Annotated in this window: 21 protein-coding genes and 1 tRNA gene; 13 read left to right on the top strand and 9 right to left on the bottom strand. The window is 71.9% G+C overall.

The features are described 5' to 3' along the window. Nucleotides 1-66: 66 nt before the first annotated feature. Both P4R38_RS12765 and P4R38_RS12760 read left to right on the top strand, forming a co-directional pair. Nucleotides 67-3,093 carry an alpha-mannosidase gene (locus P4R38_RS12765; protein WP_277192446.1) on the top strand — a complete coding sequence of 1,009 codons (3,027 nt, stop codon included), beginning with the start codon at nucleotides 67-69 and terminating at the stop codon, nucleotides 3,091-3,093. A gap of 130 nt (nucleotides 3,094-3,223) precedes the next feature. Further along, entirely contained in the window at nucleotides 3,224-4,216 is a 993-nt protein-coding gene (locus tag P4R38_RS12760) for an NlpC/P60 family protein (protein ID WP_275238437.1), read from the top strand. A gap of 8 nt (nucleotides 4,217-4,224) precedes the next feature. Here the strand turns inward: P4R38_RS12760 and prmC are convergent, their stop codons facing one another. The 3 genes from prmC to rpmE all read right to left on the bottom strand — a co-directional run bounded on the left by prmC (nucleotide 4,225) and on the right by rpmE (nucleotide 6,518). Further along, a complete protein-coding gene (gene prmC, locus P4R38_RS12755; protein WP_275238436.1) occupies nucleotides 4,225-5,064 on the bottom strand; it encodes a peptide chain release factor N(5)-glutamine methyltransferase in 840 nt (279 codons plus the stop codon). A gap of 58 nt (nucleotides 5,065-5,122) precedes the next feature. After that, nucleotides 5,123-6,205 carry a peptide chain release factor 1 gene (gene prfA / locus P4R38_RS12750; protein WP_277192445.1) on the bottom strand — a complete coding sequence of 361 codons (1,083 nt, stop codon included), beginning with the start codon at nucleotides 6,203-6,205 and terminating at the stop codon, nucleotides 5,123-5,125. 97 nt (nucleotides 6,206-6,302) lie between these two features. Then, nucleotides 6,303-6,518, bottom strand: coding sequence for a 50S ribosomal protein L31 (rpmE, locus tag P4R38_RS12745; RefSeq protein ID WP_275238433.1), 216 nt, complete (start codon nucleotides 6,516-6,518; stop codon nucleotides 6,303-6,305). Between the two features lie 184 nt (nucleotides 6,519-6,702). On the opposite strand from rpmE, the gene P4R38_RS12740 reads away from it, so the two are divergent. The 3 genes from P4R38_RS12740 (at nucleotide 6,703) to P4R38_RS12730 (ending at nucleotide 10,170) form a co-directional block, all read left to right on the top strand. Next, nucleotides 6,703-7,563: an LLM class flavin-dependent oxidoreductase gene (locus tag P4R38_RS12740; protein WP_277192444.1), complete on the top strand. Its 861-nt coding sequence runs from the start codon at nucleotides 6,703-6,705 to the stop codon at nucleotides 7,561-7,563. A 103-nt stretch (nucleotides 7,564-7,666) separates the two neighbouring features. Continuing rightward, a complete protein-coding gene (locus P4R38_RS12735; RefSeq protein WP_277192443.1) occupies nucleotides 7,667-9,583 on the top strand; it encodes an N-acetylmuramoyl-L-alanine amidase in 1,917 nt (638 codons plus the stop codon). 173 nt (nucleotides 9,584-9,756) lie between these two features. After that, nucleotides 9,757-10,170 (top strand): DUF6463 family protein, encoded by a 414-nt coding sequence (locus P4R38_RS12730; protein ID WP_277192442.1) that lies wholly within the window; start codon nucleotides 9,757-9,759, stop codon nucleotides 10,168-10,170. Nucleotides 10,171-10,235: 65 nt separating this feature from the next. On the opposite strand, the gene rho is transcribed toward P4R38_RS12730, so the two are convergent. The 6 genes from rho to P4R38_RS12700 form a co-directional block, all read right to left on the bottom strand. After that, nucleotides 10,236-12,350: a transcription termination factor Rho gene (gene rho / locus P4R38_RS12725; RefSeq protein WP_277192441.1), complete on the bottom strand. Its 2,115-nt coding sequence runs from the start codon at nucleotides 12,348-12,350 to the stop codon at nucleotides 10,236-10,238. Nucleotides 12,351-12,562: 212 nt separating this feature from the next. Further along, nucleotides 12,563-13,495, bottom strand: a complete 933-nt coding sequence (gene thrB, locus P4R38_RS12720) for a homoserine kinase (protein WP_277192440.1) — start codon at nucleotides 13,493-13,495, stop codon at nucleotides 12,563-12,565. Between the two features lie 16 nt (nucleotides 13,496-13,511). Then, nucleotides 13,512-14,600 carry a threonine synthase gene (gene thrC, locus P4R38_RS12715; protein WP_277192439.1) on the bottom strand — a complete coding sequence of 363 codons (1,089 nt, stop codon included), beginning with the start codon at nucleotides 14,598-14,600 and terminating at the stop codon, nucleotides 13,512-13,514. A 1-nt stretch (nucleotide 14,601) separates the two neighbouring features. Then, the gene (locus P4R38_RS12710; RefSeq protein ID WP_409201260.1) at nucleotides 14,602-15,918 is read right to left on the bottom strand and encodes a homoserine dehydrogenase; all 1,317 of its coding nucleotides are present in this window, start codon (nucleotides 15,916-15,918) and stop codon (nucleotides 14,602-14,604) included. Then, nucleotides 15,915-17,276: a diaminopimelate decarboxylase gene (lysA, locus tag P4R38_RS12705; RefSeq protein WP_277192437.1), complete on the bottom strand. Its 1,362-nt coding sequence runs from the start codon at nucleotides 17,274-17,276 to the stop codon at nucleotides 15,915-15,917. The genes P4R38_RS12710 and lysA overlap by 4 nt, the downstream gene beginning before the upstream one ends. 9 nt (nucleotides 17,277-17,285) lie before the next feature. Then, nucleotides 17,286-18,059, bottom strand: a complete 774-nt coding sequence (locus P4R38_RS12700) for a hypothetical protein (protein WP_277192436.1) — start codon at nucleotides 18,057-18,059, stop codon at nucleotides 17,286-17,288. Between the two features lie 118 nt (nucleotides 18,060-18,177). On the opposite strand from P4R38_RS12700, the gene P4R38_RS12695 reads away from it, so the two are divergent. The 8 genes from P4R38_RS12695 (at nucleotide 18,178) to P4R38_RS12660 (ending at nucleotide 26,493) form a co-directional block, all read left to right on the top strand. Next, nucleotides 18,178-18,249 (top strand) — tRNA-Arg (locus P4R38_RS12695). A 201-nt stretch (nucleotides 18,250-18,450) separates the two neighbouring features. Continuing rightward, the gene (locus P4R38_RS12690) at nucleotides 18,451-19,803 is read left to right on the top strand and encodes a trypsin-like peptidase domain-containing protein (protein WP_277192435.1); all 1,353 of its coding nucleotides are present in this window, start codon (nucleotides 18,451-18,453) and stop codon (nucleotides 19,801-19,803) included. A 177-nt stretch (nucleotides 19,804-19,980) separates the two neighbouring features. Further along, complete coding sequence (locus tag P4R38_RS12685; RefSeq protein ID WP_277192434.1) at nucleotides 19,981-20,862, top strand: trypsin-like peptidase domain-containing protein; 882 nt, start codon at nucleotides 19,981-19,983, stop codon at nucleotides 20,860-20,862. 188 nt (nucleotides 20,863-21,050) lie between these two features. Further along, nucleotides 21,051-21,758 carry an NUDIX hydrolase gene (locus P4R38_RS12680; protein ID WP_275238419.1) on the top strand — a complete coding sequence of 236 codons (708 nt, stop codon included), beginning with the start codon at nucleotides 21,051-21,053 and terminating at the stop codon, nucleotides 21,756-21,758. After that, nucleotides 21,755-23,020 carry a quinolinate synthase NadA gene (nadA, locus tag P4R38_RS12675; RefSeq protein WP_277192433.1) on the top strand — a complete coding sequence of 422 codons (1,266 nt, stop codon included), beginning with the start codon at nucleotides 21,755-21,757 and terminating at the stop codon, nucleotides 23,018-23,020. Before P4R38_RS12680 ends, nadA begins: the two co-directional genes overlap by 4 nt. Next, the gene (gene nadB, locus P4R38_RS12670) at nucleotides 23,017-24,531 is read left to right on the top strand and encodes an L-aspartate oxidase (protein ID WP_277192432.1); all 1,515 of its coding nucleotides are present in this window, start codon (nucleotides 23,017-23,019) and stop codon (nucleotides 24,529-24,531) included. Before nadA ends, nadB begins: the two co-directional genes overlap by 4 nt. After that, on the top strand, nucleotides 24,524-25,363 hold the full coding sequence (gene nadC, locus P4R38_RS12665; RefSeq protein ID WP_277192431.1) for a carboxylating nicotinate-nucleotide diphosphorylase: 840 nt from the start codon (nucleotides 24,524-24,526) through the stop codon (nucleotides 25,361-25,363). The genes nadB and nadC overlap by 8 nt, the downstream gene beginning before the upstream one ends. Beyond that, the gene (locus P4R38_RS12660; protein ID WP_277192430.1) at nucleotides 25,360-26,493 is read left to right on the top strand and encodes a cysteine desulfurase family protein; all 1,134 of its coding nucleotides are present in this window, start codon (nucleotides 25,360-25,362) and stop codon (nucleotides 26,491-26,493) included. The genes nadC and P4R38_RS12660 overlap by 4 nt, the downstream gene beginning before the upstream one ends. Nucleotides 26,494-26,562 lie beyond the last annotated feature (69 nt).

The following is a 26,562-nucleotide window of genomic DNA, read 5'->3' as shown; positions in this document are numbered from 1 at the left end:
TTTGACACGCTGCTGCGGACGCCGAGAACCGACCGGCCGACGTCGATCCGACCGTACGAGGGGCCGATGCACGACCAGAGCAGCTTCATCCGATCTCGCCTCCACCGCTTCCGCCAGGAGTACCTCCCGGCCGCGCTGTACCGCGAGCGCACGCCGCTGCGGCTGACGCGCTGGGACGTGCCGGACGAGCCCGTGCCGTTCGCCGAGGCCGTGGTCGCCGAGTTCGTCCCGTTCGTCGCCGGTGCCGGGGCCGAGTCGCAGTGGGGCTCTCCCTGGGGCACCACGTGGTTCCACGTCACCGGGACGCTGCCGGAGGGCTGGAGCGAGCGCGCCGACTCCCGTGTCGAGGCGCTCGTCGACCTCGGCTTCAACGCAGCCGGTCCCGGCTTCCAGGCCGAGGCGACGGCGTACGACGCCGACGGTCGGATCATCAAGGGCATCGAGCCGCTCAACGCGTGGGTTCCCCGGCACGGCATCACACCCGACGGGCGGACCGTCGACTTCTACGTCGAGGCGGCAGCGAACCCGTACGTGCCCGAGAACGGCTGGTTCATCCCGACGCCGCTCGGGTCGAAGGCGACCGCCGGGCGGGCGCCGCTGTACGAGCTGCGCAGCCTCGACCTGGTCCTGCTGGACGTGCCCGTCTGGGAGCTCACCCAGGACGTCCAGGTGCTCGCGGGGTACCTCGACGAGCTGCCGTCCGACTCGCCGCGCGTGGCCGGGATCGAGGCCGCGCTGGACCGCATGCTCGACGCCGTCGACCCGCGCGACCTCGCCTCCACCGCACCGGCCGGGCGCAAGGCGCTCGAAGGGGCGCTCGCCTCGCCGGCGGTGGCGAGCGCCCACCAGGTCGTCGCCACCGGTCACGCCCACATCGACTCCGCCTGGTTGTGGCCGACCCGCGAGACCGTCCGCAAGTGCGCCCGGACCTTCTCCAACGTCCTGGACCTGATGGACGAGGACGCCGACCTGGTGTTCGCGTGCTCGTCGGCGCAGCAGCTGGAGTGGATCCGCCTCACCTACCCGGAGCTGTTCGAGCGGATCCGTACGCGCGCGGTGGAGGGCCGCTTCGTCCCCGTCGGCGGCATGTGGGTCGAGTCGGACACCAACCTGCCCGGAGGTGAGGCACTGGCCCGCCAGCTGGTCGAGGGCAAGCTGTTCTTCCTGGAGCACTTCGGGATCGACACCAGCGAGGTGTGGTTGCCCGACTCGTTCGGCTACTCCGCCGCGCTCCCCCAGCTGGTCCGGGCGTCCGGCTCCACGTACTTCCTGACGCAGAAGATCTCCTGGAACGACACCAACCGGATGCCGCACCACACCTTCCACTGGGAGGGCATCGACGGCACGCGGGTCTTCACCCACTTCCCCCCGGTGGACACCTACACCTCCGACCTGTCCGCTCGTGACCTGCGGCGTGCGGAGCGGCAGTTCCGGGAGAAGGGGCGGACCAACCTCTCGCTGGTGCCGTTCGGCTGGGGCGACGGGGGTGGTGGCCCGACGCGCGAGATGCTCGCGGCCGCACATCGGCAGGCCGACCTGGAGGGTGCGCCGCGGGTCACGCTCGGCAGTCCGCGGCAGTTCTTCGAGCGGGCCGAGGCCGACTACCCGTCACCGCCGGTCTGGTCGGGCGAGCTGTACCTGGAGTACCACCGCGGCACGTACACCTCGCAGGCGCGCACCAAACGGGGCAACCGGCGCAGCGAGCACCTGCTCCGCGAGGCCGAGCTGTGGGCGACCCTGGCGGCGGTGCGCGCCGGCCACGACTACCCGTACGACGAGCTGCAGCGGCTGTGGCGGGTGGTGCTGCTCAACCAGTTCCACGACATCCTGCCGGGATCCTCCATCAGCTGGGTGCACGAGGAGGCCGAGCGTAACTACGCCGAGGTCGAGTCCGCCGTCGAGACGATCATCGACGAGTCGCTGAAAGCCGTTCTTGAAGAAGGCGATTCGCAGATCATCACCAACGCCGGGCCGTACGACATCGCCGGCGTGCCGGCGCTCGGGGGCACGACAGGCACCTCGGCGCGCAGCAGCGCGACGGTGACCTCGGACGGTCGCGGTGCCGTGCTCGTCGGGGACGCGCTGCGGGTACGCGTCGACGGACGCGGCGAGCTCACGTCCGTGCTCGACCTGCTCGCCGATCGCGAGGTGCTGCCCGCCGACACCACCGCGAACCGGTTGCAGCTCTTCGAGGACATCCCGAACCAGTGGGACGCCTGGGACGTCAACGACCACTACCGCCGCAACGAGATCGAGCTGCGCTCCGACGCGACGGTCACGATCGAGGACGACGCCGTGGTCGTGACCCGCTCGATCTCCGAATCCACCGTGCGGCAACGGATCTCGCTCAGCCCGGACGGTCGCGCGGTCGAGGTCGACCTCACCATCGACTGGCACGAGCGCCAGCGGCTGCTCAAGGTCGCCGTCCCCGTGGACGTGCTCGCGGAGCGGGCGACCTCGGAGATCCAGTTCGGGCACGTCCACCGGCCGATCCACCAGAACACCTCCTGGGACGCCGCCCGGTTCGAGACCTGCGCCCACCGGTGGGTGCACGTGGGCGAGACCGGGTACGGCGTGGCGGTCGCCAACGACGCGACGTACGGCCACGACATCCAGCGCATCGTCACGGCCGACGGCGTCGCCACCCAGGTCCGGCTCTCGCTGCTGCGCGCGCCGCAGTTCCCCGACCCGGACGCCGACACCGGCCGGCACCGGATGCGGTACAGCATCCGGCCCGGGTCGTCGGTGGCGGACGCGGTGGCCGAGGGCTACCGGATCAACCTCCCGCTGCGCCGCGTGACCGGCGTCCGAGCGCCTGAACCCGTGCTGACCGTCGACGAGCCCGCGATCGTCGTCGAGGCCGTCAAGCTCGCGGCCGACCGTTCCGGCGACGTCGTCGTGCGGCTGTACGAGGCGTACGGCTCTCGCGCGACCGGCACTCTGCGAGCCGGTTTCGAGCTCGCGGACGCGGTGGAGACCGACCTGCTGGAGCGGGAGGTCGAGCGACGTGCCGTCCGCGAGGTGACGGGCGAGAACGTCCGGCTGCAGCTCCGTCCGTTCGAGCTCGTCACGATTCGGTTGCGCGGATGTTGACCTGCCCATAACCTCGGCCTGCCTTGCCTTGACCGAACGTGAACGCTTCGGGGTGCTCCGCCGGGGTCCATCGGCGTGACCATGGAGTTGACGTTCGAGATCCCGTCACTCGCACACCTCGGAGTCAGCCATGCCCGCATCGCGTGCCGTCGTCCGTCGCCCCAGCCGTCGCGCCCTTCTCGGCCTCGCGGGAGCGAGCGCTCTGGCCGGTGCCGCCGTCCTCCCGGCCATCGGGCTCGGGACGCGCTACCAGTGGGTTCGCCGCAGCGGGCCGGACCGCACTGACGCACTGCTCGACGGCGTGGTCGTCGCGACCTTCACCGACGGTGCGCGCACGGTCGCGCTGAAGGGGCGCGCCCGGACGTTCACCGAGCCCGGCGTGACCGCGGTGGTCCGCCACTCGACCTGGGTGCGGCTGGCGCCCTACACGTGGACGCAGTCCTCCACGTCCAGCAGCTGGGTCGGCTCGTGGCTGGATCGCCAACGCATCAACCTCGGCCCCGATCTGCTCGCCATGGCGATGCAGTACGTCGCGGGCGCGTCCGACGCGACGGACGACAGCGGCCTGCGCTACCGCGGCAACGCCTCGTACGGGCCCCTGACCCTGGACGACCGCATCGAGGGCTCGGACGTCGAGGACTACCTCGGCACCAGCTGGACGTACGTCGACGGGGTGACACGGACCGGTGGATCGGACCGGTACGGCGCCGTGGACTGCTCCGGCTACGTCCGGCTCCTCCTCGGTCGCCGGCTCGGGTACCCCCTGCTGAGCAGCTACAAGGCCGGCCCCGGCCTGCCCCGCCGCTCTCGCGACATGGCCGCCTTCGCCCCGGGCGCCCTCCTCATCCCGGACACCGGCGTGCGCCCGACCGACCTGCGTGCGCTCGCCCCCGGCGACCTCCTGTTCTTCGACACCGACAACGACACCGACACGACGGCGGAGTTCGACGGCATCATCAACCACGTGGCGATCTACCTCGGCCTCGACGACAGCGGTCGGCGCCGGTTCGTCTCCAGCCGCAAGTCGATCGACGGCCCGACCATGGGTGACTACAAAGGCGCTTCCCTGCTGGACGGGACCGGCCTGTACGCCAGAGGGTTCCGCTCGGCGCGCCGGATCTGAGGCCGCGCTCAGCCGCGCTGTCCCCGACGTGCCGTGACGGCCCGCGGCCTGCCGGTCAGGTCGCGGTGGTCCGCGACGTCGCGCCAGCCCGCCCTCCGAAGTGCGGACGGCAACGAGTCTCCCTGCACGTCGGCGTGCTCCATGACGAGCCGGCCGCCAGGCGGGAGCAGCTGCCACGCGCGCGCCGCGACCTCCAGCGGGATCCGCAAGCCGTCCTCGCTCCCCCCGTAGAGGGCGACCTCGGGGTCGTGGTCGCGTACCTCCGGGTCGACCGGCTCCATGCCGACCGGGATGTACGGCGGGTTGCTCACGACGACGTCGACCATGGTGTCCAGCTCGGGGAAGGCCGACTGGGCTGCGCCGCAACGCATCTCGACGTCCAGGCCGAGCCGCTCGCGGTTGCGCTCGGCCCAGGCGAACGCGAGCGGGTCCAGCTCGACGGCGTACGCCTCGACGTCGGGTCGCTCGTGCTTGACCGCGAGCGGGACGGCGCCGGAGCCCGTGCACAGGTCGACGACCAGGGCGCCGGGCGCGAGGCCGTCGAGCACCAGGTCGACGAGCAGCTCGGTCTCCGGCCGGGGGACGAAGACGCCGGGCCCGACCGCGAGCTCGAGCCCGCGGAAGCCCGCCACCCCCGTCAGGTGCTGCAGGGGGACGCGGTCGGCCCGCTGGTCCACCATGTCGGTGAACCGCTCGACAACCTCCGGCTCGGGCTCCCGGCCCATCACCATCGCGTGGCGGACGTCCGAGACGCTGCGTCCCCAGGCGTGGGCGAGCAGCGCCAGGGCGTCGTGCTCCGGCGAGCCGACGCCCGCCTCGGCCAGCCGGGCGGCCGCCGTACGGATCATCCCCGACGACCGACCTGACGTCGCGCGCTCCGGTGTGGACGGGACGGGGGGAGGATCGTCAGGAGCCATCGGCGACGGCTGCCATCCGGGCGGCCTCGTCCGCGGCGACGGCCGAGTCGATCACCGGTCCCAGCTCACCGTCCAGCACGGTGTCCAGGTTGTACGCCTTGTAACCGGTGCGGTGGTCGGCGATGCGGTTCTCCGGGAAGTTGTACGTCCGGATCCGCTCCGAGCGGTCGACGGTGCGCACCTGGGAGCGGCGGGCGGCGGACGCCTGGGCCTCGCGCTCCTCGATCTGCATCTGCCGCAGGCGCGCCTTGAGCACCCGCATCGCCGACTCCTTGTTCTGCAGCTGCGACTTCTCGTTCTGGCAGGAGACGACGACACCGGTCGGCAGGTGCGTGATCCGGACCGCGGAGTCGGTCGTGTTGACCGACTGACCGCCGGGGCCCGAGGAGCGGTAGACGTCGATCTTGAGGTCGTTCGGACCGAACTCGATCTCGTCGTCCTCCTCGATCTCCGGGGTGACGAGCACGCCGACGGCCGAGGTGTGGATTCGGCCCTGGGACTCGGTGACCGGGACCCGCTGGACGCGGTGCACGCCGCCCTCGTACTTCAGCCGTGCCCACGGCGCGCTGCCAGGCTCGGCCGAGCCCTTGGCCTTGATGGCGACGCGGACATCCTTGTAACCACCGAGGTCGGAATCGGTGGCATCGACGATGTCGGCCTTCCAGCCCGCGCGCTCGGCGAAGCGCAGGTACATCCGGGTGAGGTCGCCGGCGAACAGCGCGGACTCCTCGCCGCCCTCACCCGCCTTGACCTCGAGGATCACGTCCCGGTCGTCGTCCTCGTCACGGGGCAGCAGCAGCCGACGCAGCCGTTCCTCGGTCTCGGCGACGCGGGCCTCCAGCGCCGGGACCTCCTCGGCGAAGCCGGCGTCCTCGGTGGCTAGCTCACGCGCGGCCTCCAGGTCGTCGCGGGCCCCGCTCCAGGCGTGGAACGCCGCGACGGTGGGAGCGATCGCGGCGTACCTCTTGTTGAGGCGACGCAGCGCCCCGGGGTCGGCGTGAACGGCCGGGTCGGCCAGCTGCCGCTCCAGGTCGGCGTGCTCGTCGACGATGGCCTGTGCTGACTCCAGCATCGGGCGATCCCCTTCTTCGGCGCAGCCGGGCCGCGCGGCGTGACTGAGAACAGAACACCGGCCCTGCCCAGAAGGACAGAGCCGGTGTGCGGGAGTGCTACTTGGCGGCCTTCTTGCCGTAGCGCTCCTGGAAGCGAGCGACGCGACCACCGGTGTCGAGGATCTTCTGCTTGCCGGTGTAGAACGGGTGGCACTGCGAGCAGACCTCGACGCTGATGCGGCCGCTCTCAGCAGTGCTCTTGGTGGTGAACGACGCGCCGCAGGTGCAGGTGACCGCGGTCTCGCCGTACGAGGGGTGAAGGTCCTTCTTCACGGGCTTCTCCTAGCTGTCGGGATGTCTCCGGGTCGCCGTCGCTGAGGCGGGGCGTGAACCGGTGACCAGCGTTCGATTCTGCCAGACCGGCAGACCACTCGTCCAAACGGCGGCCGATGGCCGGCTATTCCGGAGGGCAACGCGGATCAAGCGCCCTGTCGGTGGGCAGCCGTAGCGTGCCGGCATGAGATACGGCTTCGTGGTCCCGTTCGCCTCCGAGCTGGAGTTCATCGAGCTCGCCGAGCTCGGGGAGGAGCACGGCTGGGACGCCGTCTTCTCCTGGGAGGGCGTCTGGCGCCGCGACGCCTGGGTCCAGCTGGCCGCCGCCGCCGCCCGGACCCAGCGGATCCGCCTCGGGACGGTGATCACGCCCGCGTCCCGGTACCGGCCCTGGGACCTCGCCTCGCTCGTCTCCTCGGTCGACCAGGTGTCGCAGGGTCGCGTCACGCTCGGCGTCGGCCTGGGTGCGCTGAACTCCAACTGGACCCGGTTCGAGGGCGAGGAGCCGCGGCGGGACCGGGCCCGGAAGCTGGACGAGTGCCTGGAGGTCTTCAGCCGGCTGACCTCGGGCGAGCCGTTCTCCTACGACGGCGAGCACTACTCGCTCGACCTCACGACGCCGGTGGAACCCGCGGGGCCTCCCCCGTCGGTGCAGCGGCCCCACCCGCCCGTGTGGCCCGTGGGCGCGTACGTCCCCGGCCGCGGGCGGCAGCGGTCGCTGGAGCGCGCCGCCCGCTGGCAAGGCGTCTTCCCCGCGGTGGCCGGCGGCGCGGAGGGCAGCTCCGGGCTGACCCTGGACGCACTGGGCACGATCGTCACCGAGCTCCAGCGACTGCGCGCGGACGCCGGTCTGCCCTGGGAGGGGTACGACGTGGTCGTCGAGGGCGACAGCCACGGCGACTTCGGCGAGGTGCACGGGGCGCCGCAGCAGTGGGCGGACGCCGGCGCGACCTGGTGGGTCGAGTCCTGGTGGGACGTGCCGGACGGCCCGGACGGTGTGGCCGAGCTGCGCCGGCGGGTGCAGTCGGGGCCGCCGCGGGCGTGATCAGACGAAATTCTCACCCGAAGTAAACCTTTACCGGCAAGTCAGGTGGAAGGGTGAGGTCTTGTCACGTCCTTCGGGCACCACCCCCGCACAGGAGGCATTCATGGGCGCTCCACTGTCCCGCCGCCACTTCCTGATCGCCGGCCTGGCCGTCCCGGCCACCGCAGCGATCGCCTCATCGGCCCAGGCTCAGGTCGTCACCGTCGACCGGCACACGATCTTCACCGAGGCCGCGACCGCGTACGGCGTCCCTGCGTCCGTCCTCGCCGCGGTGTCGTACGCACAGACCCGCTGGCAGCACCACGAGGGCACGCCGAGCGCCTCACTCGGCTACGGCCCGATGCACCTCATCGACGGCGCAGCCGCGCAGGAGGCACGCGCGCGTGCCGACAAGCCGGAGACCACCACCCTCGACACCCTGGGCGACGCCGCATCGGCCGCCGGGGCCTCGCCGGAGGCGGTGCGGACCGACCCGGAGACCAACATCCGTGCGGGCGCAGCCCTCCTGGCCGCGCTGCAGCGCGCCGCCGGCGGGCCGACGGGTACGAGCACCGATCCGGGCACCTGGTACTCCGCGGTCGCCGCGGCGAGCGGCCTGCCCTCGAGCCAGGGACAGCTGGACTTCGCCGACGAGACCATGCGGGTCATCCGGACCGGTGCGACCGTCGAGCTCGGTGACGGATCCAGCCTCACCCTCCCGCCGCGCGCGATCTCCTCCACCGACACCCAGCGCGCCCCGCTCGCCCGGCGCGCGTCCCAGGCGGCCGGCGAGAGGCGCCCGTCCGGGCCGATCGACGCGCCGACCGGCCTGGACGTCGAGTGGATCCCCGCGCCGTACGAGCAGTACGGGCCGGCCCCGGGTGACTACGGCAACCACGACCTGGCCCGTCGGCCGGCCGCGCCGACGATCACCCACATCGTCATCCACGACACCGAGGGCTACTGGAAGACGGTGCTCGACCTCGTCCAGGACCCGACGTACGTCTCGTGGCAATACTCGCTGCGCTCCTCCGACGGTCACATCGCCCAGCACCTGGTGCCCGGCGATGTCGGCTGGCACGCCGGCAACTGGTACCTCAACATGCACTCGATCGGGCTGGAGCACGAGGGCTTCGCCGCGCAGGGCGCCCCGTGGTTCTCCGAGCCGATGTACCGCACCTCCGCCACGCTGGTCCGCTACCTGGCGAGGAAGTACGGCATCCCGATGGACCGCGCCCACATCATCGGCCACGACCAGATCCCCGGCGTCACCACGGCCAACATCCCCGGCATGCACTGGGACCCGGGCCCCTTCTGGGACTGGGAGCACTACTTCGAGCTGATGGGCGCGCCGCTGAACCGCGGTACGGCGACCCGGCCGGTGAAGGTCGGCGACGTCGTCCGGATCGTCCCCGGCTTCGTGGGCAACAAGCAGCCGGTGACCGGTTGCGAGGCCGGCAAGCCGGCCTCGTGCGGCGACAAGGACACCAACTTCGTCACGCTCCGCCGATCACCGGCAGCGGACGCACCGCTGGTCAACGACATCGGCCTGCACCAGAAGGGGCAGCCCGCCTCGACCGAGGTGTCCGACATCAGCGCCCGCGCCACCGCCGGCACCGAGTTCGTCGTCGCCGAGCTCGCCGGTGACTGGACCGCGATCTGGTACCTCGGGCTCAAGGCGTGGTTCCACAACCCCGCCGCCAGGCCCACCGCGCGAGTGGTCGTCCGCCCGCCGAAGGTCGCCCGCCCGAAGGCCGGCCGCGCGACGGTGCCGGTGTACGGCCGCTGCTACCCCGAGGCGTCCGCGTACACCAACCCGGCCGACGTGCAGCCGGTCCTCCCGCTGATCTACGCCGTGCCGGCCGGCCAGGCGTACGTCGTGTCGGACGAGGCGCCGCCGACCGACTACTACAAGGCCAAGACGTTCTCGCTCGCCACCCCGGGCGACCACATCGACATCGTCGGCAAGGACCCCTACGTCCAGGTGAGTCTCGGCCACCGGGTCGCGTTCATGAGGGTCGCGGACATCGACGTCGACTGACGCACCGGCAAGAGGTGGTGCCGGGCACACGCATACCTGTGCCCGGCACCACCTTGTGCCGGCGCGAAGGCTCCGGCTCCCCCGTCCTTGCGAGCTCCTCCCCTCCCCGGGGGGATCCCGCCGCGAGTGCCCGTCGGTCACGGTGGGGTCCACCCACCCCGAGGAGACTCGTCATGACCACCGACATCTCACGACCGCTGCCGGCTCAGGACTCTCCGGCGCCGGCCCACGCGCCGTGGGCGGCGCGATCCCTCGCCGTCATCGGCGCCGTCCACGTCGCGATGACGCCTCTGCTCTACGGCGACGCCGTGAGCGGGATCGTCCGCGGTGGCGTCATCGGACAGGTCGACGCTGACCCGGCACTGCTGGACGAACGGTCCGCCGCGTTCTGGTACGCGACCGCCGGGCTCGCCGCGCTTCTGCTCGCGGCCCACGTCCGAGACCTGGAACGGCGCGGGCCACTCCCCGCGTACGTGTCCCTAGGGCTCGTCGGTCTCACCGTCTGGGGCGTCGCGCTCGTTCCGGTATCCGGATTCTGGGCGTTCACGGTCCCGGCCGCGATCGCCTGGCGGCGTCGACGGCGCTGAGAGGGGGCACGTGAGAGGGGCCGGGTTCTTGCGAACCCGGCCCCTCTGCGTACGACTTCGGACGATCAGTCCTCGTCGTCGAGCTTGATCGAGGAGGTCTGCTGCACCTGCATCAGGAACTCCACGTTGCTCTTGGTCTTGCGCAGCCGGTCCAGCAGCAGCTCGACGGACTGCTGCGAGTCCAGCGCAGCAAGCACCCGGCGCAGCTTCCACATGATCTTCAGCTCGTCGCCCGCCAGCAGGATCTCCTCGCGACGGGTGCCGGAGGCGTTGACGTCGACGGCCGGGAAGATGCGGCGCTCGGCGAGCTGACGCGACAGGCGCAGCTCCCAGTTACCGGTGCCCTTGAACTCCTCGAAGATGACCTCGTCCATCTTCGAGCCGGAGTCGATCAGCGCGGTCGCGAGGATGGTGAGCGAGCCACCGTTCTCGATGTTGCGCGCCGCACCGAAGAACTTCTTCGGCGGGTAGAGCGCAGCGCTGTCGACACCACCGGACATGATGCGTCCGCTCGCGGGGGCCGCGAGGTTGTACGCACGGCCCAGGCGGGTGATGCCGTCCAGGAGCACGACGACGTCGTGGCCCATCTCGACGAGGCGCTTGGCCCGCTCGATGGCGAGCTCGGCGACCTCGGTGTGGTCGGCGGCCGGCCGGTCGAACGTCGAGGCGATGACCTCACCCTTGACCGAGCGCTGGAAGTCGGTGACCTCCTCCGGACGCTCGTCCACCAGGACGACCATCAGGTGGCACTCGGGGTTGTTGGTCGTGATCGCGTTGGCGATCGACTGCATGACCAGCGTCTTACCGGACTTCGCCGGGGCGACGATCAGGCCGCGCTGGCCCTTGCCGATCGGAGCGACGAGGTCGATGACCCGGTTGGTGATGTTCTTCTGGTCGTCCTCCAGGCGCAGGCGCTCCTGGGGGTACAGCGGCGTCAGCTTGGAGAACTCCACGCGCTTGCCGGCCTCGTCGGGCGTCTGGCCGTTGACCGTGTCGACCCGCACGAGCGCGTTGAACTTCTGCCGCGCCGGCGGCTGCTCGCCCTCACGCAGCGCCTTGATGGCACCGGTGATGGCGTCGCCCTTGCGCATGCCGTTCTTCTTGACCATGCCGAGCGGCACGTACACGTCGTTCGAGCCGGGCAGGTAGCCGCTGGTCCGGACGAAGGCGTAGTTGTCCAGGACGTCCAGGATGCCGGCCACGGGGACGAGGACGTCGTCCTCGCGCACCTGGGTGTCGACGTCGCCGAAGTCCTCGGCGCGCCCGCGGCCGCGCTTGCGGTCCCGACCGCGCTGGCGGCGACGGCCGCGACGCTCGTCGTCGTCGCGGTTGCCGCTGTCGCGGTTGCCGCCATCGCGGTTGCCGCTGCGGTTCTGGTTGCCCTGACGGTTGCCACCGTCCTGGCGGTCACGGTCGCCGCGCTCACCGCGGGACTCGTTGCCCTGGCGGTCGTTGCCGCCCTGACGGTCGCCGCGGTTGTCGCGGTTCTCGTTGCCCTGGCGGTCACGGTTGTCGTTGCCGCCCTGACGGTTGCCACCGTCCTGGCGGTCACGGTCGCCGCGCTCACCGCGGGACTCGTTGCCCTGACGGTCCCCGCGGTTGCCACGGTTCTCGTTGACCTGGCGGTTGTCGTTGCCGCCCTGACGGTTGTCGTTGCCGCCCTGACGGTTGCCACCGTCCTGACGGTCACGGTCGCCACGCTCACCACGGGCTTCCTCGCCCTGGTGGTCGCCACGGGGCTCCTGGCCCTGACGGTCGTTCTGCTGGCCGGCCTCGCGCCCACGGCCCTCGGCGGGACGCTCCTCGCGGGCGATGGTGCCGACGGCGCGGTCCTCGGCGCCACGGGGCGCGGAGGGCTCGCGAGTCTCGGTGACCACGGGCTCGACCGGGCTGGTGCCCGGCAGGGTCGCCGCGGCGTCCGGCGCGCTCGCCGGTCGCGCACCCGTGCTGGTGGCACGGCGCGGCGCACGACGCGCCGCGGGCTCGGTGGTCTGGAGACCGCCGCCGCTACGACCGCTGCCGATGGCGGCAACCAGGTCGCTCTTGCGCATCTTGGAGGTGCCCCTGATGCCCATGCTCGCGGCGAGCTGCTTGAGCTCGTCGAGCTTGAGGGCGCTGAGGCCACCTCGAGGTGTCGAGTCGCCCGCAGTGGATGCGGTGACCTCGGTGGTGTCTGTCACGAAGGATCCTTCCCCCTCGTCTGACCCGGTCTGGCCGGGGTTTGGGGTATTCACCAGCCAGGCTCAGACCCTGGCTACGCGCCCCACGGCTGCCCGGACGCCGATGCCGGCGCCACGCGCTCGTGAGGAGAAGAGTGCACCGGTCCCGACGTGTGACGTCGGGTCTGTGACCTCCGAGGGAAAACCCGTGGAGTGGTGGTGCACCCCACAATCTACACCCCGGTGCCCATCTCGGGCGAAACGACCCGCAGACCGGTGCTGGGGATCTGTGGTTCGAGCACTCGCCAGCCGGCGTGCGACCGGGCGGCGTCCACCACCTTCGCCGCGGTGTCGCAGGTCGCGAGCACCAGCACGGACGGGCCGGCGCCGGAGACCGTCGCCGCGTGACCATCCCGCCGAAGCCGGTCGACCATCGCCATCGTGACCGGGTACGACACGCGGCGGGCCTCCTGGTGCAGCCAGTCGCGCGTCGCCGGCAGCAGCAGCGCCGGCTCGGCGGTGAGGGCGTGGGTGAGCAGGGCGGCGCGGCCGCTGTTGCGCGCCGCGTCGGCAAGGGCGAGCCGGTCCGGCAGAGCCGCCCGCGCCTCGTGCGTCGAGAGTCGCTCGTCCGGGACGAGGACGACGGGACGAAGGTCGGGGTGCACGGCCAGGGACGCCGTGCGCCAGCCGCTCCCGTCGGCGTCGTCCGCCCAGGACACGGTGAGACCGCCGTACACGCTCGCCGACGCGTTGTCCGGGTGCCCTTCGATGCCGCTCGCGACGTCGTTGACGATCGCGAGCCCGGCCGCGGACGTCAGGTCCATCTCCGCGAGCCCCGCCGCGACGGCGACTCCGGCGACGATGGCCGAGGCGGACGAACCGAGACCGCGTGCGTGCGGAATCGCGTTGTGGCACACCAGGCCCAGACCCTCCGGCGCCCGGACGCCGAGGTGGTCCCACGCGGTCAGCATGGCGCGGTGGACCAGGTGCCCCTCGTCGTACGGGACCTCCGCGGCGCCCTCCCCGCTGACCTCGACGCGCAGGCCGACCCCACCGACGGTCACCGAGACCTGGTCCCACAGACCGAGCGCGAGACCGATCGAGTCGAACCCCGGACCCAGGTTGGCCGAGCTCGCCGGGACCCGCACCGCGAGCGAACGGCCCACGGCGACGTCCTGCACCTCAGCCCTCCAGGTCGAGTGCCGTGGCGGCGGTGACCGCGTCCACGGGGACCCGGGTCGGCTGCACGTCGCTGCCGTCCGCGTTCTTCAGGGCCCAGCCGGGATCCTTGAGACCGTGACCGGTCACGGTGCACACGATGCGCGCGCCGGCCGGGACCTCGCCGCGCTCGTGCAGCATCAGCAGGCCGGCCACGCTCGCGGCGGACGCCGGCTCGACGAAGATGCCCTCGGTGCTCGACAGCAGCCGGTGCGCCCGCAGGATCTGCTCGTCGCTGACGGCGTCGATCAGCCCGCCCGACTCGTCCCGCGCGGCCTGCGCCTGCTCCCAGGACGCGGGGTTGCCGATGCGGATGGCCGTGGCGATGGTGTCCGGGTGGTCGATCGGATGACCCTTGACAATGGGCGCCGCACCCGCCGCCTGGAACCCCCACATGCGCGGCGTCCGGGTCGCGAGAGCGCCCAGATCGCCTGCGGCGTCGAGGGATTCGCGATACCCGCGCCAGTACGCCGTGATGTTGCCGGCGTTCCCGACCGGCAGGCAGTGGATGTCGGGGGCGTCGCCGAGCGCCTCGGCGATCTCGAAGGACGCGGTCTTCTGGCCCTCTATGCGGGCGGGGTTGACCGAGTTGACCAGCTCGACGGGGTACGCCTCCGCGAGCTTGCGCGCGAGCGTGAGGCAGTCGTCGAAGTTGCCGTCCACCTGCAGCAGCGTCGCGCCGTGGGCAATCGCCTGGCTGAGCTTGCCCATCGCGATCTTGCCCTCGGGCACGAGGACACCGCAGGTCATGCCGGCCTTGGTGGCGTACGCGGCGGCCGACGCGCTGGTGTTGCCGGTCGAGGCGCAGATCACCGCCTTGGCGCCGTGCTTGGCCGCCACCGAGATCGCCGTGGTCATGCCGCGGTCCTTGAACGAGCCGGTGGGGTTGAGGCCCTCGTACTTGATGTGCACGTCGGCACCGACCCGCTCGCTCAGCCGTTCGGCGTGGATGAGCGGCGTACCGCCCTCACCCAGCGTCACGACCGGTGCACCCGCCAGCAGCGGCAACCGGTCGGCGTACTCGTTGATCACTCCGCGCCACTGGTGCGCCATCTCAGATCCCCTCCATGCGCAGGACGGACGTCACCGCGCTCACGTCGTCGAGCAGTCTCAGCCGGTCGACGGTCCTGGCCAGGGCCGCGTCCGTCGCCGCGTGCGTCGCGATCGTGATCGACGCCAGGCCGTCGCCGCTGCGGCGGACCCCCTGACGCATGCTCTCGATCGAGACCCCGTGCTCCGCAAAGGCGCTCGCGACATGAGCGAGCACGCCGGTGCGGTCCAGCACGTCGACGCGGATCGCGTACCGCGTCTCGACCTGGGCGAGCGGGAGGATCGGCAGGTCGGCGTACGCCGACTCCCCCGGCCCGCGGCTGCCCGTCACCTTGTGTCGCGCGGCCTGCACCAGGTCGCCGAGCACGGCCGAGGCGGTCGGGTCACCGCCGGCGCCCTGGCCGTAGAACATCAGCTCGCCGGCGAGCGCGGTCTCGATGAAGACCGCGTTGAACGCCTCGTGCACCGAGGCCAGCGGGTGCGAGCGCGGGACGAGGGTCGGGTGGACGCGCACGCTCAGGCTCTCCTCGCCGCGGTCGTCGCGGACCCGGGCGCAGATCGCGAGCAGCTTCACGACGCAGCCCATCTTCCGGGCGGCGCGGATGTCCTCGGCGGTGACGCTCATGATGCCCTCGCAGCTGACGTCCGGAGCGGCCACCCGGGTGTGGAACGCGAGCGAGGCGAGGATGGCGGCCTTGGCGCGGGCGTCGTACCCCTCGACGTCGGCGGTCGGGTCGGCCTCGGCGTACCCCAGCGCCTGCGCCTCGGCGAGCACCGTGTCCAGGTCCTCGTTGCTGCGGTCCATCTTGTCGAGGACGAAGTTGGTCGTGCCGTTGACGATGCCCATCACGCGCTCGACCGAGTCGCCGGCCAGCGACATCTGCAGCGGTCGCAGCAGCGGGATGGCCCCGGCGACGGACGCCTCGTAGTAGAGGTCGACGCCGTGCCGCGCGGCCGACTCGTACAGCCGGGGGCCGTCCTCGCCGAGCAGCGCCTTGTTCGCGGTGACGACGCTCGCGCCGTGCTCCATCGCGCGCAGCAGCAGGCCTCGGGCGGGCTCGATGCCACCCATCAGCTCGATCACGACGTCGGCCCGTGTCACGAGGCCCTCCGCGTCGGTGGTGAACAGAGCGGGGTCGAGCCCGGAGTCCGGCCGGGGCCGCGCCGGGTCGCGTACGGCAACGCCGACGATCTCCAGCGGTCGCCCGACGCGCGCGGCCAGCTCGTCCGCGTGCTCGACGAGCCGACGGGCCACGCTCGTGCCGACGGTGCCGCAGCCCAGCAGCGCCACCCGTACCGATGACTCGCTCACGGCGCTCACTCCCCTTCCAGCGCCAGCAGGTCCGCGACGGTCTCGCGGCGAACGACCACCCGCGACGCGCCGTCGCGCACCGCGACGACGGGCGGGCGGGGCGTGTGGTTGTACTGGCTGGCCAGGCTCCGGCAGTACGCACCGGTCGCGGGTACCGCGATCAGGTCGCCGGCGTGCACGTCGCCCGGGAGCAGCACGTCGCGGACCACGATGTCGCCGCTCTCGCAGTGCTTGCCGACGACGCGCGACTGAACGGGTGCGGCGTCGCTGGTGCGGTTCGCGAGCACGCAGGTGTAGCGAGCGTCGTACAGGGCCGGACGGGCGTTGTCGCTCATGCCGCCGTCGACCGAGACGTACGTGCGCACCAGGTCGTCGGTGGCCTGCACCGGCTTGACCGTCCCGACCTCGTACACGGTGACCCCGCCCGGCCCGACGATCGCCCGGCCGGGCTCGACCGAGATGTGCGGCACCGGAGCGCCCTGCTCGTGACAGGCCGTCGCGACGATCTCGGCGAGCTGGTCGGCCAGCTCCTGCGGCGCCATCGGCCGGTCATCGGGCAGGTAGGCGATGCCGAACCCGCCCCCGAGGTCGAGCTCGGGCAGGGTGATGCCGTGCTCCCGGGCCACCTCGAGCTGCAGGGCGATGAGGCGCGTCGCCGCGACCCGGAAGCCCTCGGCCTCGAAGATCTGGCTGCCGATGTGTGAGTGAAAACCCAGCAGTGCCAGCGCATCCGGGTGCTTGAGGACCGCCGCGACCGCGTCCGACACCTGACCGCCGGCCAGGCTGAAGCCGAACTTCTGGTCCTCGTGGGCGGTCGCGATGAACTCGTGCGTGTGCGCCTCGACCCCGGCCTTGACCCGGATCATCACCGGGACCACCACGCCGCGCGCCCGGGCGACGGAGGCGACCCGGTCGACCTCCTCGAAGGAGTCCACGACGATCCGTCCGACGCCGTACTCGACAGCCTCCGCGATCTCGGTCATCGACTTGTTGTTGCCGTGGAGCCCGATGTTCGCCCCCGGCACACCGGCGCGTCGCGCGATGGCCAGCTCCCCACCGGTGCAGACGTCGAGCCGCAGCCCCTCCTGCGTGATCCACCGCGCGAGCGCCGTCGACAGGAACGCCTTGCCCGCGTAGTACACGTCCGCCCGCGTCCCGATCCGCTCGAACGCAGTGGCGAACGCGTCGCGGAAGGCGACGGCCCTGCGGCGGACGTCCGCCTCGTCGAGCAGGTAGACCGGGGTCCCGTGCTCGGCGACGAGCGCCCGGACGTCGGCACCGGCGACCTGGAGGGCGCCCTCGGGCGTCCGCGTCGTCGCCGTCGGCCAGACATGGGCGTGCAGGGTGTTGACGTCGGGCGAGGTCACGCGTCCTCCTCAGATCTGCGCAGGCGCTGGTACACCGACCGTCTGCAGGCCGGTCGCCAGAACGATACGGGCCGCCTCCCGCGCCCGGGTCGCCGTCCACGTGACGGTCGCGGCGGGCGGGTCCGGGCGTGGTGAGAGCACCTCGGTGGCGACCGCCTCGACGTGCCGGACCCACGGCCGGGTCCGGCCGGTGCGGACGGTGTCAGCGAGCGCCATCGGCGCCTCACCCACCAGCGCGACGAGCCGTCCCGACGAGATCGGCGCGCGTCCCCGGGCGAGGCGGTCGTGCGCGAGGAGGACGGCGAAGGACGGGTTCTGCGGAGTCGCCGAGGCGAGGTCGTCCACGGCGACGTCCACCCGCGCGCTACCGGCGGAGCGGGCGGACGCCCAGCGAGCGGCGGCGTCGCCCACCAGTGCCGCCAGGTCGTCGTACGTCGAACGCCTGCCGTCGCGGGTGAGCAGCCACGGGCGGGACGGGTCGCGCAGGTCACGCGCGAGCGCGCCGGCCGCGGCCACGTCCGTGTCACTCAGCGGCTCTGCGAGCATCGCCTCCACCCCGGCCGGGTCGACGTCGAACGTCAGCAGGTCCTCGGCGTCGACCGTGACGCCGGGCAGGTCGGTGGCCATCGCGCGGAGCCGGTCGACCCCGCCGGCGTCGCGGACCCGGTGGTCGCGGAGCACGGTGGTGGTCCAACGCACCGGCGCCTGCCCGAGGTCCGGGCGAATCCGTACGGGCGCTCCGAGGACCGCCGAGAGGGCGGCGCCGAGGCGGTACGGGGTCACGAAGGCAGTCTAGGAACGCGGCTCCGGCGGCAGCCGTGGTCGCGCGGAGCCCGACCCTCGCCGAGGCGGCCCTCGAGGGCTGTTAGTCTTTCTCCTCGCGTCCGCACGTCGGGCGCACGCCCCCTTAGCTCAGGGGATAGAGCACCGCCCTCCGGAGGCGGGAGCGCAGGTTCGAATCCTGCAGGGGGCGCCCACAGATCGACGAGACCGCCGCGGAGACCCGCGGCGGTCTCGTCGTCTCCTCCACCGTTCACACGGTTCCGTCTCGTTCACCGTTCCGTGGTGGAACTGGTCAGGAGGGAATCAGACCCTGGTCAAGATCGTCGCGCCCGGGTGTGACTGACCTCACAGTGAGGCGACCCGCTGGACCGCCCGCTCGAGGAGACCCCCCGTGACCACCCACCGCCCTCTCGCCCGCCTCGCGGGCGTTCTCGCCCTCGGCCTGCTCAGCACGGCGGGGCCCTCGGTCGCCGCCGCGCACGCCGCCGACCCGACGCCCGGCCAGCGCACCGTCGCCGCCCTCGCCGCGGCCGGCCTGGACTCGACCATCGCGCTCAACAACTGCTCGGCCAGCCTGGTCCGCTTCCCGACGTCCCAGGACAGCGACCGGGCGATGATGCTGACGAACGGCCACTGCTACGAGGGCGGCTTCCTGTCGGCCGGGCAGGTGCTCACCAACAAGAGCAGCACCCGCAGCGGCACGCTGCTGGACGCGTCCGGCAGCTCGCGCGGCACGGTGAAGGCCGATCAGGTCATGTACGCCACCATGACCGGCACGGACGTCACGCTCTACCGGCTGACCGACACCTTCGCGGCGATCCGGACCCGGACGGGCGCGAACGCGCTCACCGTCTCCGACCAGCACCCGGTCGACAAGACGGCGATGACCATCCCGTCGTCCTACTGGAAGACCACCTACAGCTGCTCCATCAACGGGTTCGTCCCGCAGCTGCGTGAGGGTGAGTGGACCTGGAAGGACTCCATCCGTTACAACTTCCCCGGCTGCCAGACGATCCACGGCACCTCGGGCTCGCCCATCGTCGACAACGCCACGCTGAAGGTCATCGGCATCAACAACACGGGCAACGACGACGGCGCGATGTGCACCGAGAACAACCCGTGCGAGGTCAACGCCGACGGCACCACGACCGTCCAGAAGGGGCAGAGCTACGGCCAGCAGACGTACTGGTTCACCACCTGCCTGAGCAGCACGCGCGCCATTGACCTCACGGTCCCTGGCTGCCTGCTGACCGGCGCCTCCGGCGGCACGACCCCTCCGCCCACCGGCAGCAACCTGCTGACCAACCCCGGCTTCGAGTCGGGCCAGACCGGCTGGACGGGCACCTCCGGCGCGATCACCAGCAGCACCAGCCGCCCGGCCCACTCCGGCACCTGGAAGCTCTGGCTGGGCGGCAACGGCTCGACCTCCACCGAGAACGAGTCGCAGACGGTCAGCATCCCCGCGACCGCGTCGGCCCCGAAGCTGTCGTACTGGATCCGCACCGACACCGCCGAGACCGGCTCGACCGCGTACGACACGATGAAGGTGCAGGTCGTCAGCGGCACGACCACGTCGACGCTGGCGACGTACTCCAACGTCGGGACGAGCAGCACCTACGCGCAGAAGACGTTCGACCTGAGCGCGTACAAGGGCAAGAGCATCACGCTGAAGTTCCTGATGAACGAGGACTCCAGCCTGCAGACGAGCTTCGTCGTGGACGACACCGCCGTCACCGCCGGCTGATCCACGCGCCCGGGCCGGGCGGTCGCCGTACGCTGCGCCGGTACGGCGGCCGCCTGCTGTCAAGAGCCGATCAGGGCCCAGCCAGCACTCCCCCAAGGCTTGGCAAGGGCCGTTGACCGAGGCGTCCGAGCACCGAGACGGTGAGGCATCCATCGTCACCGATCCAGGAGTTACCTCGTGCCCTCCCGCCGTACCGTCGTCCGCCTTGTCGCCACCGCCGCCGTCGGCGTTGCCGGGGTCGGCCTCCCGCTGGCCCACGCCCAGGCGGAACCCGGGCCGAGCGGGCCGCCGCAGACCGTGCAGCGGCTGCAGGCTGCCGGCCTCGCCTCGACGATCAAGCTCGACAACTGCTCCGCGAGCCTGGTGCGCTTCTCGACGTCGAAGGACACCGACAAGGCGATGATGCTCACCAACGGGCACTGCTACGAGGGCGGGATGCCCTCTGCCGGTGAGGTTCTCGTGGACCAGCCCAGCTCCCGTGACGGTGAGCTGCTGGACGACTCGGGCGCCACGATCGGCTCGGTCACGGCCGAGAGCGTCATGTACGCGACGATGACCGGTACCGACGTCTCGCTCTACCGGCTCAGCGACACCTACGCCGACATCGCCGCCGACTCCGGCGCCAAGGCGCTCACCATCTCCTCGAGCAAGCCGGCCGACCAGAGCTCGATCTCCATCCCGTCGTCGTACTGGAGCAAGACGTACTCGTGCGGCGTCAACGGCTTCGTCGGCGAGCTGCGTGAGGGCGAGTGGACCTGGAAGGACTCGATCCGCTACCGGTTCCCCGACGACGGTTGCCAGACCATCCACGGCACCTCCGGCTCGCCGATCGTGGACGACACGAGCCTTGAGGTCGTCGGCGTCAACAACACCGGCAACGACGACGGTGAGATGTGCACGGAGAACAACCCGTGCGAGGTCGGCGAGGACGGCAAGACCACCGCCACCAAGGGCCAGAGCTACGGCCAGCAGACGTACTGGTTCACCACCTGCCTGACCGCGGACAACACGCTCGACCTGTCCAAGGACGGCTGCCTGCTCACCAAGCCGGGCGCCTGACCCTCCGCCTCCCCCGCCGAGTGCGCGTGTCCTGCGTGCTTCCGGCGCTGAGAACCGCAGGACGCGCGCACTCGACCGGAGACCGGCCCACCCAGCGGTGGGCCGGTCTTTGGTCGTCCGGGTTCAGGTTGACATGACCAGAAGGGGTGTTAATGTCGCTGTCACCTTAAGTACGCGACAGGAGCACCATGGGACGCCAGCACGCCGAGCGGGTCGACCTCGCGGTCTCGACGGTGATCTTCGCGCTGCGCCCGAGCCCGGACTCGGACCTGATGACGCTGTGGCTGCCGCTGGTCCGACGCATCCGTGAGCCGTACGAGGGCCGCTGGGCCCTCCCCGGCGGCTGGCTCTCCCCCGAGCACGACCTGGAGACCGCCGCCCGCGCGACGCTCGGCCGCACGACCGGGCTGACGCCGCGCTACCTCGAGCAGCTGTACGCCTTCGGCACGCTCGACCGCTCGGCCGACGACACCCGCGTGGTCTCGATCGTCTACTGGGCCCTGGTCCACGCCGACGAGGCCGCCCAGGCGATCGACAGCGACAACGTCGAATGGTTCGCCGTCGACGACCTGCCCGAGCTGGCGTTCGACCACCGCACGATCGTCGACTACGCCGTGTGGCGGCTGCGCACGAAGATGGAGTACTCCCGCATCGCGCACGGGTTCCTCGGCGAGACGTTCACCCTCGCCCAGCTGCGCCAGGTGCACGAGGCCGTCCGCGGCTGCTCCTTCGACCCGGCCAACTTCCGCCGGCAGATCCTGGCCACCGGATCGCTCGTCGACACCGGCGAGCACCTCACCGGCACGAGCCATCGGCCCCCACGCCTCTACCGCTACGACACCGCAGTGCAGCCGGCCGACCACGGCCCGCTGACCCCTTCGAAGGAGCAGGCATGACGTCCGTGAACGTCGCGATCACCACTCGGCCGAGCAGCAGCTGCGACACCGAGCTGGCCAAGGGACCGTGGGAGTTCGACCTGTCGCCCGGGTACGGACCGGGCGCGTCCGAGGACGACGTCATCCCGGCGCCGGTCACCCGCCCGGGGCAGCTGCCGGTGGCCTACCAGCGGATGAGCGATGAGGAGCTGCACGAGCGGATCCGCAACGCCAAGAAGGCACTCGGCGACCGGCTCGTCATCCTCGGCCACTTCTACCAGCGGGACGAGGTCGTGCAGTACGCCGACTTCCTGGGCGACTCCTTCCAGCTCGCCAACGCCGCGCTCACCAAGCCGGACGCCGAGACCATCGTCTTCTGCGGCGTGCACTTCATGGCCGAGACGGCCGACATCCTGGCCCGGCCCGAGCAGCGGGTGATCCTGCCCAACCTCGCGGCCGGCTGCTCGATGGCCGACATGGCCGACGAGGACTCCGTCGAGTCGGCGTGGGAGGAGCTGATGGAGCTCTACGGCGAGGAGCCGGACGCCGACGGCCGCCAGCCGGTCGTACCCGTCACGTACATGAACTCCTCGGCGGCGCTGAAGGCGTTCTGCGGCCGGCACGGCGGCATCGTCTGCACCTCCTCCAACGCCTCTACTGTGCTGGAGTGGGCGTTCGAGCGCGGGCAGCGGGTGCTGTTCTTCCCCGACCAGCACCTGGGCCGCAACACCGCCAAGGCGATGGGCATCGGCCTGGACCAGATGCCGATGTGGAACCCGCGAAAGCCTCTGGGCGGCAACACCGCCGAGCAGCTGGACGCGGCGCGGGTGATCCTCTGGCACGGGTTCTGCTCGGTGCACAAGCGGTTCACCGTCGACCAGATCGAGCAGGCGCGGGCCGAGCACCTCGGCGTGCGCGTCATCGTCCACCCCGAGTGCCCGATGCCGGTGGTCGACGCCGCCGACGAGGCCGGCTCGACCGACTACATCCGCAAGGCGATCGAGGCGGGCTCGCCGGGCGACGTCTTCGCGATCGGCACCGAGGTCAACCTCGTGAACCGCCTCCAGGCGGAGCACCCCGACATGACGATCTTCTGCCTCGACCCGGTGATCTGCCCGTGCTCGACGATGTACCGCATCCACCCGGGGTACCTCGCGTGGACGCTGGACGGGCTCGTCGAGGGTGAGGTGCGCAACCAGGTCTCGGTCGCACCGGACGTCGCCGCGGACGCGCGCGTGGCCCTGGAGCGCATGCTGGCCGCGCTGCCCGAGGGGCGGAAATGACGCGGGTCCTGGTCATCGGGAGCGGCGTCGCCGGGACGACCGCGGCGCTGGAGGCGTCCGCGCGCGGTCACGACGTCGTCCTCGTCACCAAGGCCGACCTCGCCGAGAGCAACACCCGGTACGCCCAGGGCGGCATCGCCGTCGTGTCGACACCGGACGACAGCGTCGAGTCGCACCTGCACGACACCCTCGTCGCCGGGGCCGGTCTCAGCGACACCGACACCGCACTCGCACTCTGCTCCGGCGGCCCCGAGGCCGTGCAGCGACTGATCGACCGGGGCGTGCGGTTCGACCGCGGCCCCGACGGCGAGCTCGCCCACGGCCTGGAGGCGGCGCACTCCCACGCGCGCATCCTGCACGCCGGCGGTGACGCGACCGGCGCGGCCATCGCGTACGCGCTGGTCGACCGGCTGCGCGACAGCGGCGTCCGAGTTCTGACCAACCGCACCGTCGTCGAGCTCGTGACGCACGACGGTGCGGGCACCGGCGTACGGCTGCTCGACGGCGAGGTCCTGACGGCGGACGCCGTGGTGCTGGCCACCGGCGGTGCGGGCCAGCTGTTCCCGTTCACCACCAACCCGGAGGTCGCGACCGGCGACGGCATCGCGCTCGCGCTGCGCGCCGGTGCGGTCGCCGCGGACCTGGAGCTCTACCAGTTCCACCCGACCGCGCTGGACGGTCCGGAGTCGTTCCTGGTCTCCGAGGCCGTCCGCGGCGAGGGAGCCGTTCTCGTCGACGCCGACGGCCGCCGGTTCATGACCGACGTCCACCCGGACGCCGAGCTCGCGCCGCGTGACGTGGTCGCCCGGGGCATCGCGGCGCAGATGGCGAAGCAGCCGGGCACCCCGGTACGTCTCGACGCCACCGCCCTCGGCGCGACGTTCCTGGCGCGGCGCTTCCCGACCATCGACGCCGCGTGCCGCGCCCGCGGGCTCGACTGGTCCATCGCACCGATCCCGGTGACGCCGGCGGCCCACTACTACATGGGCGGCGTACGGACCGACTCCTGGGGCCGCACCAGCCTGCCCGGTCTGTACGCGGTTGGCGAGGTCGCCTGCAACGGGCTGCACGGCGCCAACCGGCTCGCCTCCAACTCCCTGCTGGAGGGCGCGGTGTACGGCATCCGCTGCGTGCGAGCCATCGAGGAGAGCCCGGACGCGGAGGCGTTCGACGGCGCGTGGGCGCACGTCCGCACGGCCCACCTCGGCGACGAGCCCGGCGCGGGCGCGTTCACCCGGGACGACCTGCAGCAGCTGATGTGGCGGGCGGCCGGCCTGGCGCGTACCGGTGACGGGCTGCGGGAGGCGTCCGCGACGCTGCGCTCGTGGCGCACCCCGGACGTCACCGACGCGAAGTCGGCCGAGGACGCCAACCTCCTCCTGCTGGCCCGCGCGGTGGTCGGCTCCGCCCTGGCCCGTGAGGAGTCGCGCGGCGGCCACTACCGCACCGACTTCCCCACGCCGCTCGACCCGGCCCGCCACTCCTCGATCAGGATGGACTCCCATGCTTGAGCACAGCCAGATCCTGCGCGTCGTCGAGCTCGCCCTCGAGGAGGACGCCCCGTCCGGCGACCTCACCTCGGAGGCGTTCATCCCCGAGTCCGCCACCGCGACAGCAGATCTCGTGGCCCGTGAGGCGGGCGTGATGGCCGGTGGCTCCGTCCTCGAGGTCGCGTTCACGGCGTACGACGCGCGCGTGGAGGTCGAGCTGCTGGTCGCCGACGGTGACGGGTTCGACGCCCGCGACGTGCTCGCCCGGGTGAGCGGGCCGGCGAGGTCGGTGCTGCGCTCCGAGCGCGTGGCGCTCAACCTGGTGCAACGGATGTGCGCCATCGCCACCCAGACGTCCGCGTACGTCGAGGCCGTGGCCGGTACCGAGGCCCGCGTGGTCGACACCCGCAAGACCACGCCCGGGCTGCGCGCGCTGGAGCGCCACGCGGTCCAGTGCGGTGGGGGCCACAACCACCGGTTCTCGCTGTCCGACGCCGTGCTGGCCAAGGACAACCACCTGGCGCTGCTGCCCGATGTCACCGCCGCGATCAGGGCCGCTCGCGCGATGCTTCCTCACACCACGCACATCGAGGTCGAGGTGGACCGCCTGGACCAGATCGAGCCGGTGCTCGCGGGTGGCGTCGACACGATCATGCTCGACAACTTCACGCCGGACGAGCTGCGCGAAGGGGTCCGGCTCGTGGCCGGTCGCGCGATCGTCGAGGCGAGCGGCGGGATCACGCTGGACACCATCGGTGACGTCGCCCGGACCGGGGTGGACGTGATCTCGGTGGGCGCGCTGACCCACTCCGTGCGCGCGCTCGACCTCGGCCTGGACGTGAAGGTGTCATGACCTACCTCGACCACGCCGCCACCTCGCCGCCGCGACGGGAGGTGCTCGAAGCCGTACTCCCCTACCTGACAAGGGATTTCGGCAACGCATCGAGCCAGCACGACCTCGGCGCCTCGGCACACGCAGCGCTCGAGGACGCTCGGGCGCGGGTCGCCGCCCGGCTGGGCGCTCGGGCGAGCGAGGTCGTCTTCACCTCCGGCGGGACCGAGGCGGACAACACCGCCGTCAAGGGCATCGCCCTGGCCGCGCCGCGCGGGCGCCACGTGATCGTGTCCGCGGTCGAGCACCCGGCCGTGCTCGAGTCGGCCGCGTTCCTGGAGCGCATCGGGTACGACGTCACCCACCTTCCGGTCGACCACGACGGGCTGGTGCACGTCGAGGCGTTGCGTGCAGAGCTCCGCCCGGACACGACGCTGGTGAGCGTCCAGTACGCCAACAACGAGGTCGGCACCGTCCAGCCGGTGGCCGAGCTGGCGGCCGTCGCGCAGGAGCTCGGTGTCCCCTTCCACACCGACGCGGTCCAGGCGGCGGGGTGGCTCGACCTGGGCGTCGACGCGCTCGGGGTGCGCGCCATGAGCCTCTCGGGCCACAAGCTGGGTGCGCCCAAGGGCGTCGGCGTGCTCTACGTGCGGCGGCGTACCCCGATCGAGCCGCTGCTGCACGGCGGCGGTCAGGAGCGCGGGCTCCGCTCGGGGACCAGCGACGTCGCGTCGGCCGTCGGGTTCGCCACTGCTCTGGACCTGGTCGATCTGGCGCGTTCCGAACCCGTTGCCGCGCAACGCGATTCACTGATCGCCGAGGTGCTCGACCGGGTCTCCGGTGCCCGGCTGACCGGCCACCCGGACCGCCGGCTGCCCGGCCACGCGTCGTTCGTCTTCGACGGCGTCAGCGGCGAGTCCGTCCTGCTCCGGCTGCAGGAGCGCGGGACACTGTGCTCCAGCGGCTCGGCCTGCGCCGCCGGCAGTGACGAGCCGTCCCCGGTGCTGCTGGCCATGGGGTACGACCCGGCGCTCGCGCAGACCGCCGTACGGCTCACGTTCGACGAGCGCACCCCGGCCGCCGACCTGGACGCCGTCGCGGGGCAGATCGCCGACGCCGTAGGAGCCGTCCGAAAGCTCGCCGCCGGCTGACCCGGCCGCCGCCCACCCCGGCAAAAACTGACCACCGGCACACCCATTCCTGTGCCCACCACCAACTTC

This window comes from Luteipulveratus flavus, assembly GCF_029439465.1.
Lineage (GTDB): Bacteria > Actinomycetota > Actinomycetes > Actinomycetales > Dermatophilaceae > Luteipulveratus > Luteipulveratus flavus.
This window is presented reverse-complemented; position numbering and strand designations above follow the sequence as displayed.

Bases quoted from the DNA above. Each gene is read 5' to 3' on its own strand.
- P4R38_RS12765 (WP_277192446.1), top strand. From the start codon at position 67: ATGCACGACCAGAGCAGCTTCATCCGATCTCGCCTCCACCGCTTCCGC.
- P4R38_RS12760 (WP_275238437.1), top strand. From the start codon at position 3,224: ATGCCCGCATCGCGTGCCGTCGTCCGTCGCCCCAGCCGTCGCGCCCTT.
- prmC (WP_275238436.1), bottom strand. From the start codon at position 5,064: ATGATCCGTACGGCGGCCGCCCGGCTGGCCGAGGCGGGCGTCGGCTCG.
- prfA (WP_277192445.1), bottom strand. From the start codon at position 6,205: ATGCTGGAGTCAGCACAGGCCATCGTCGACGAGCACGCCGACCTGGAG.
- P4R38_RS12740 (WP_277192444.1), top strand. From the start codon at position 6,703: ATGAGATACGGCTTCGTGGTCCCGTTCGCCTCCGAGCTGGAGTTCATC.
- P4R38_RS12735 (WP_277192443.1), top strand. From the start codon at position 7,667: ATGGGCGCTCCACTGTCCCGCCGCCACTTCCTGATCGCCGGCCTGGCC.
- P4R38_RS12730 (WP_277192442.1), top strand. From the start codon at position 9,757: ATGACCACCGACATCTCACGACCGCTGCCGGCTCAGGACTCTCCGGCG.
- thrC (WP_277192439.1), bottom strand. From the start codon at position 14,600: ATGGCGCACCAGTGGCGCGGAGTGATCAACGAGTACGCCGACCGGTTG.
- P4R38_RS12680 (WP_275238419.1), top strand. From the start codon at position 21,051: ATGGGACGCCAGCACGCCGAGCGGGTCGACCTCGCGGTCTCGACGGTG.
- nadA (WP_277192433.1), top strand. From the start codon at position 21,755: ATGACGTCCGTGAACGTCGCGATCACCACTCGGCCGAGCAGCAGCTGC.
- nadB (WP_277192432.1), top strand. From the start codon at position 23,017: ATGACGCGGGTCCTGGTCATCGGGAGCGGCGTCGCCGGGACGACCGCG.
- nadC (WP_277192431.1), top strand. From the start codon at position 24,524: ATGCTTGAGCACAGCCAGATCCTGCGCGTCGTCGAGCTCGCCCTCGAG.
- P4R38_RS12660 (WP_277192430.1), top strand. From the start codon at position 25,360: ATGACCTACCTCGACCACGCCGCCACCTCGCCGCCGCGACGGGAGGTG.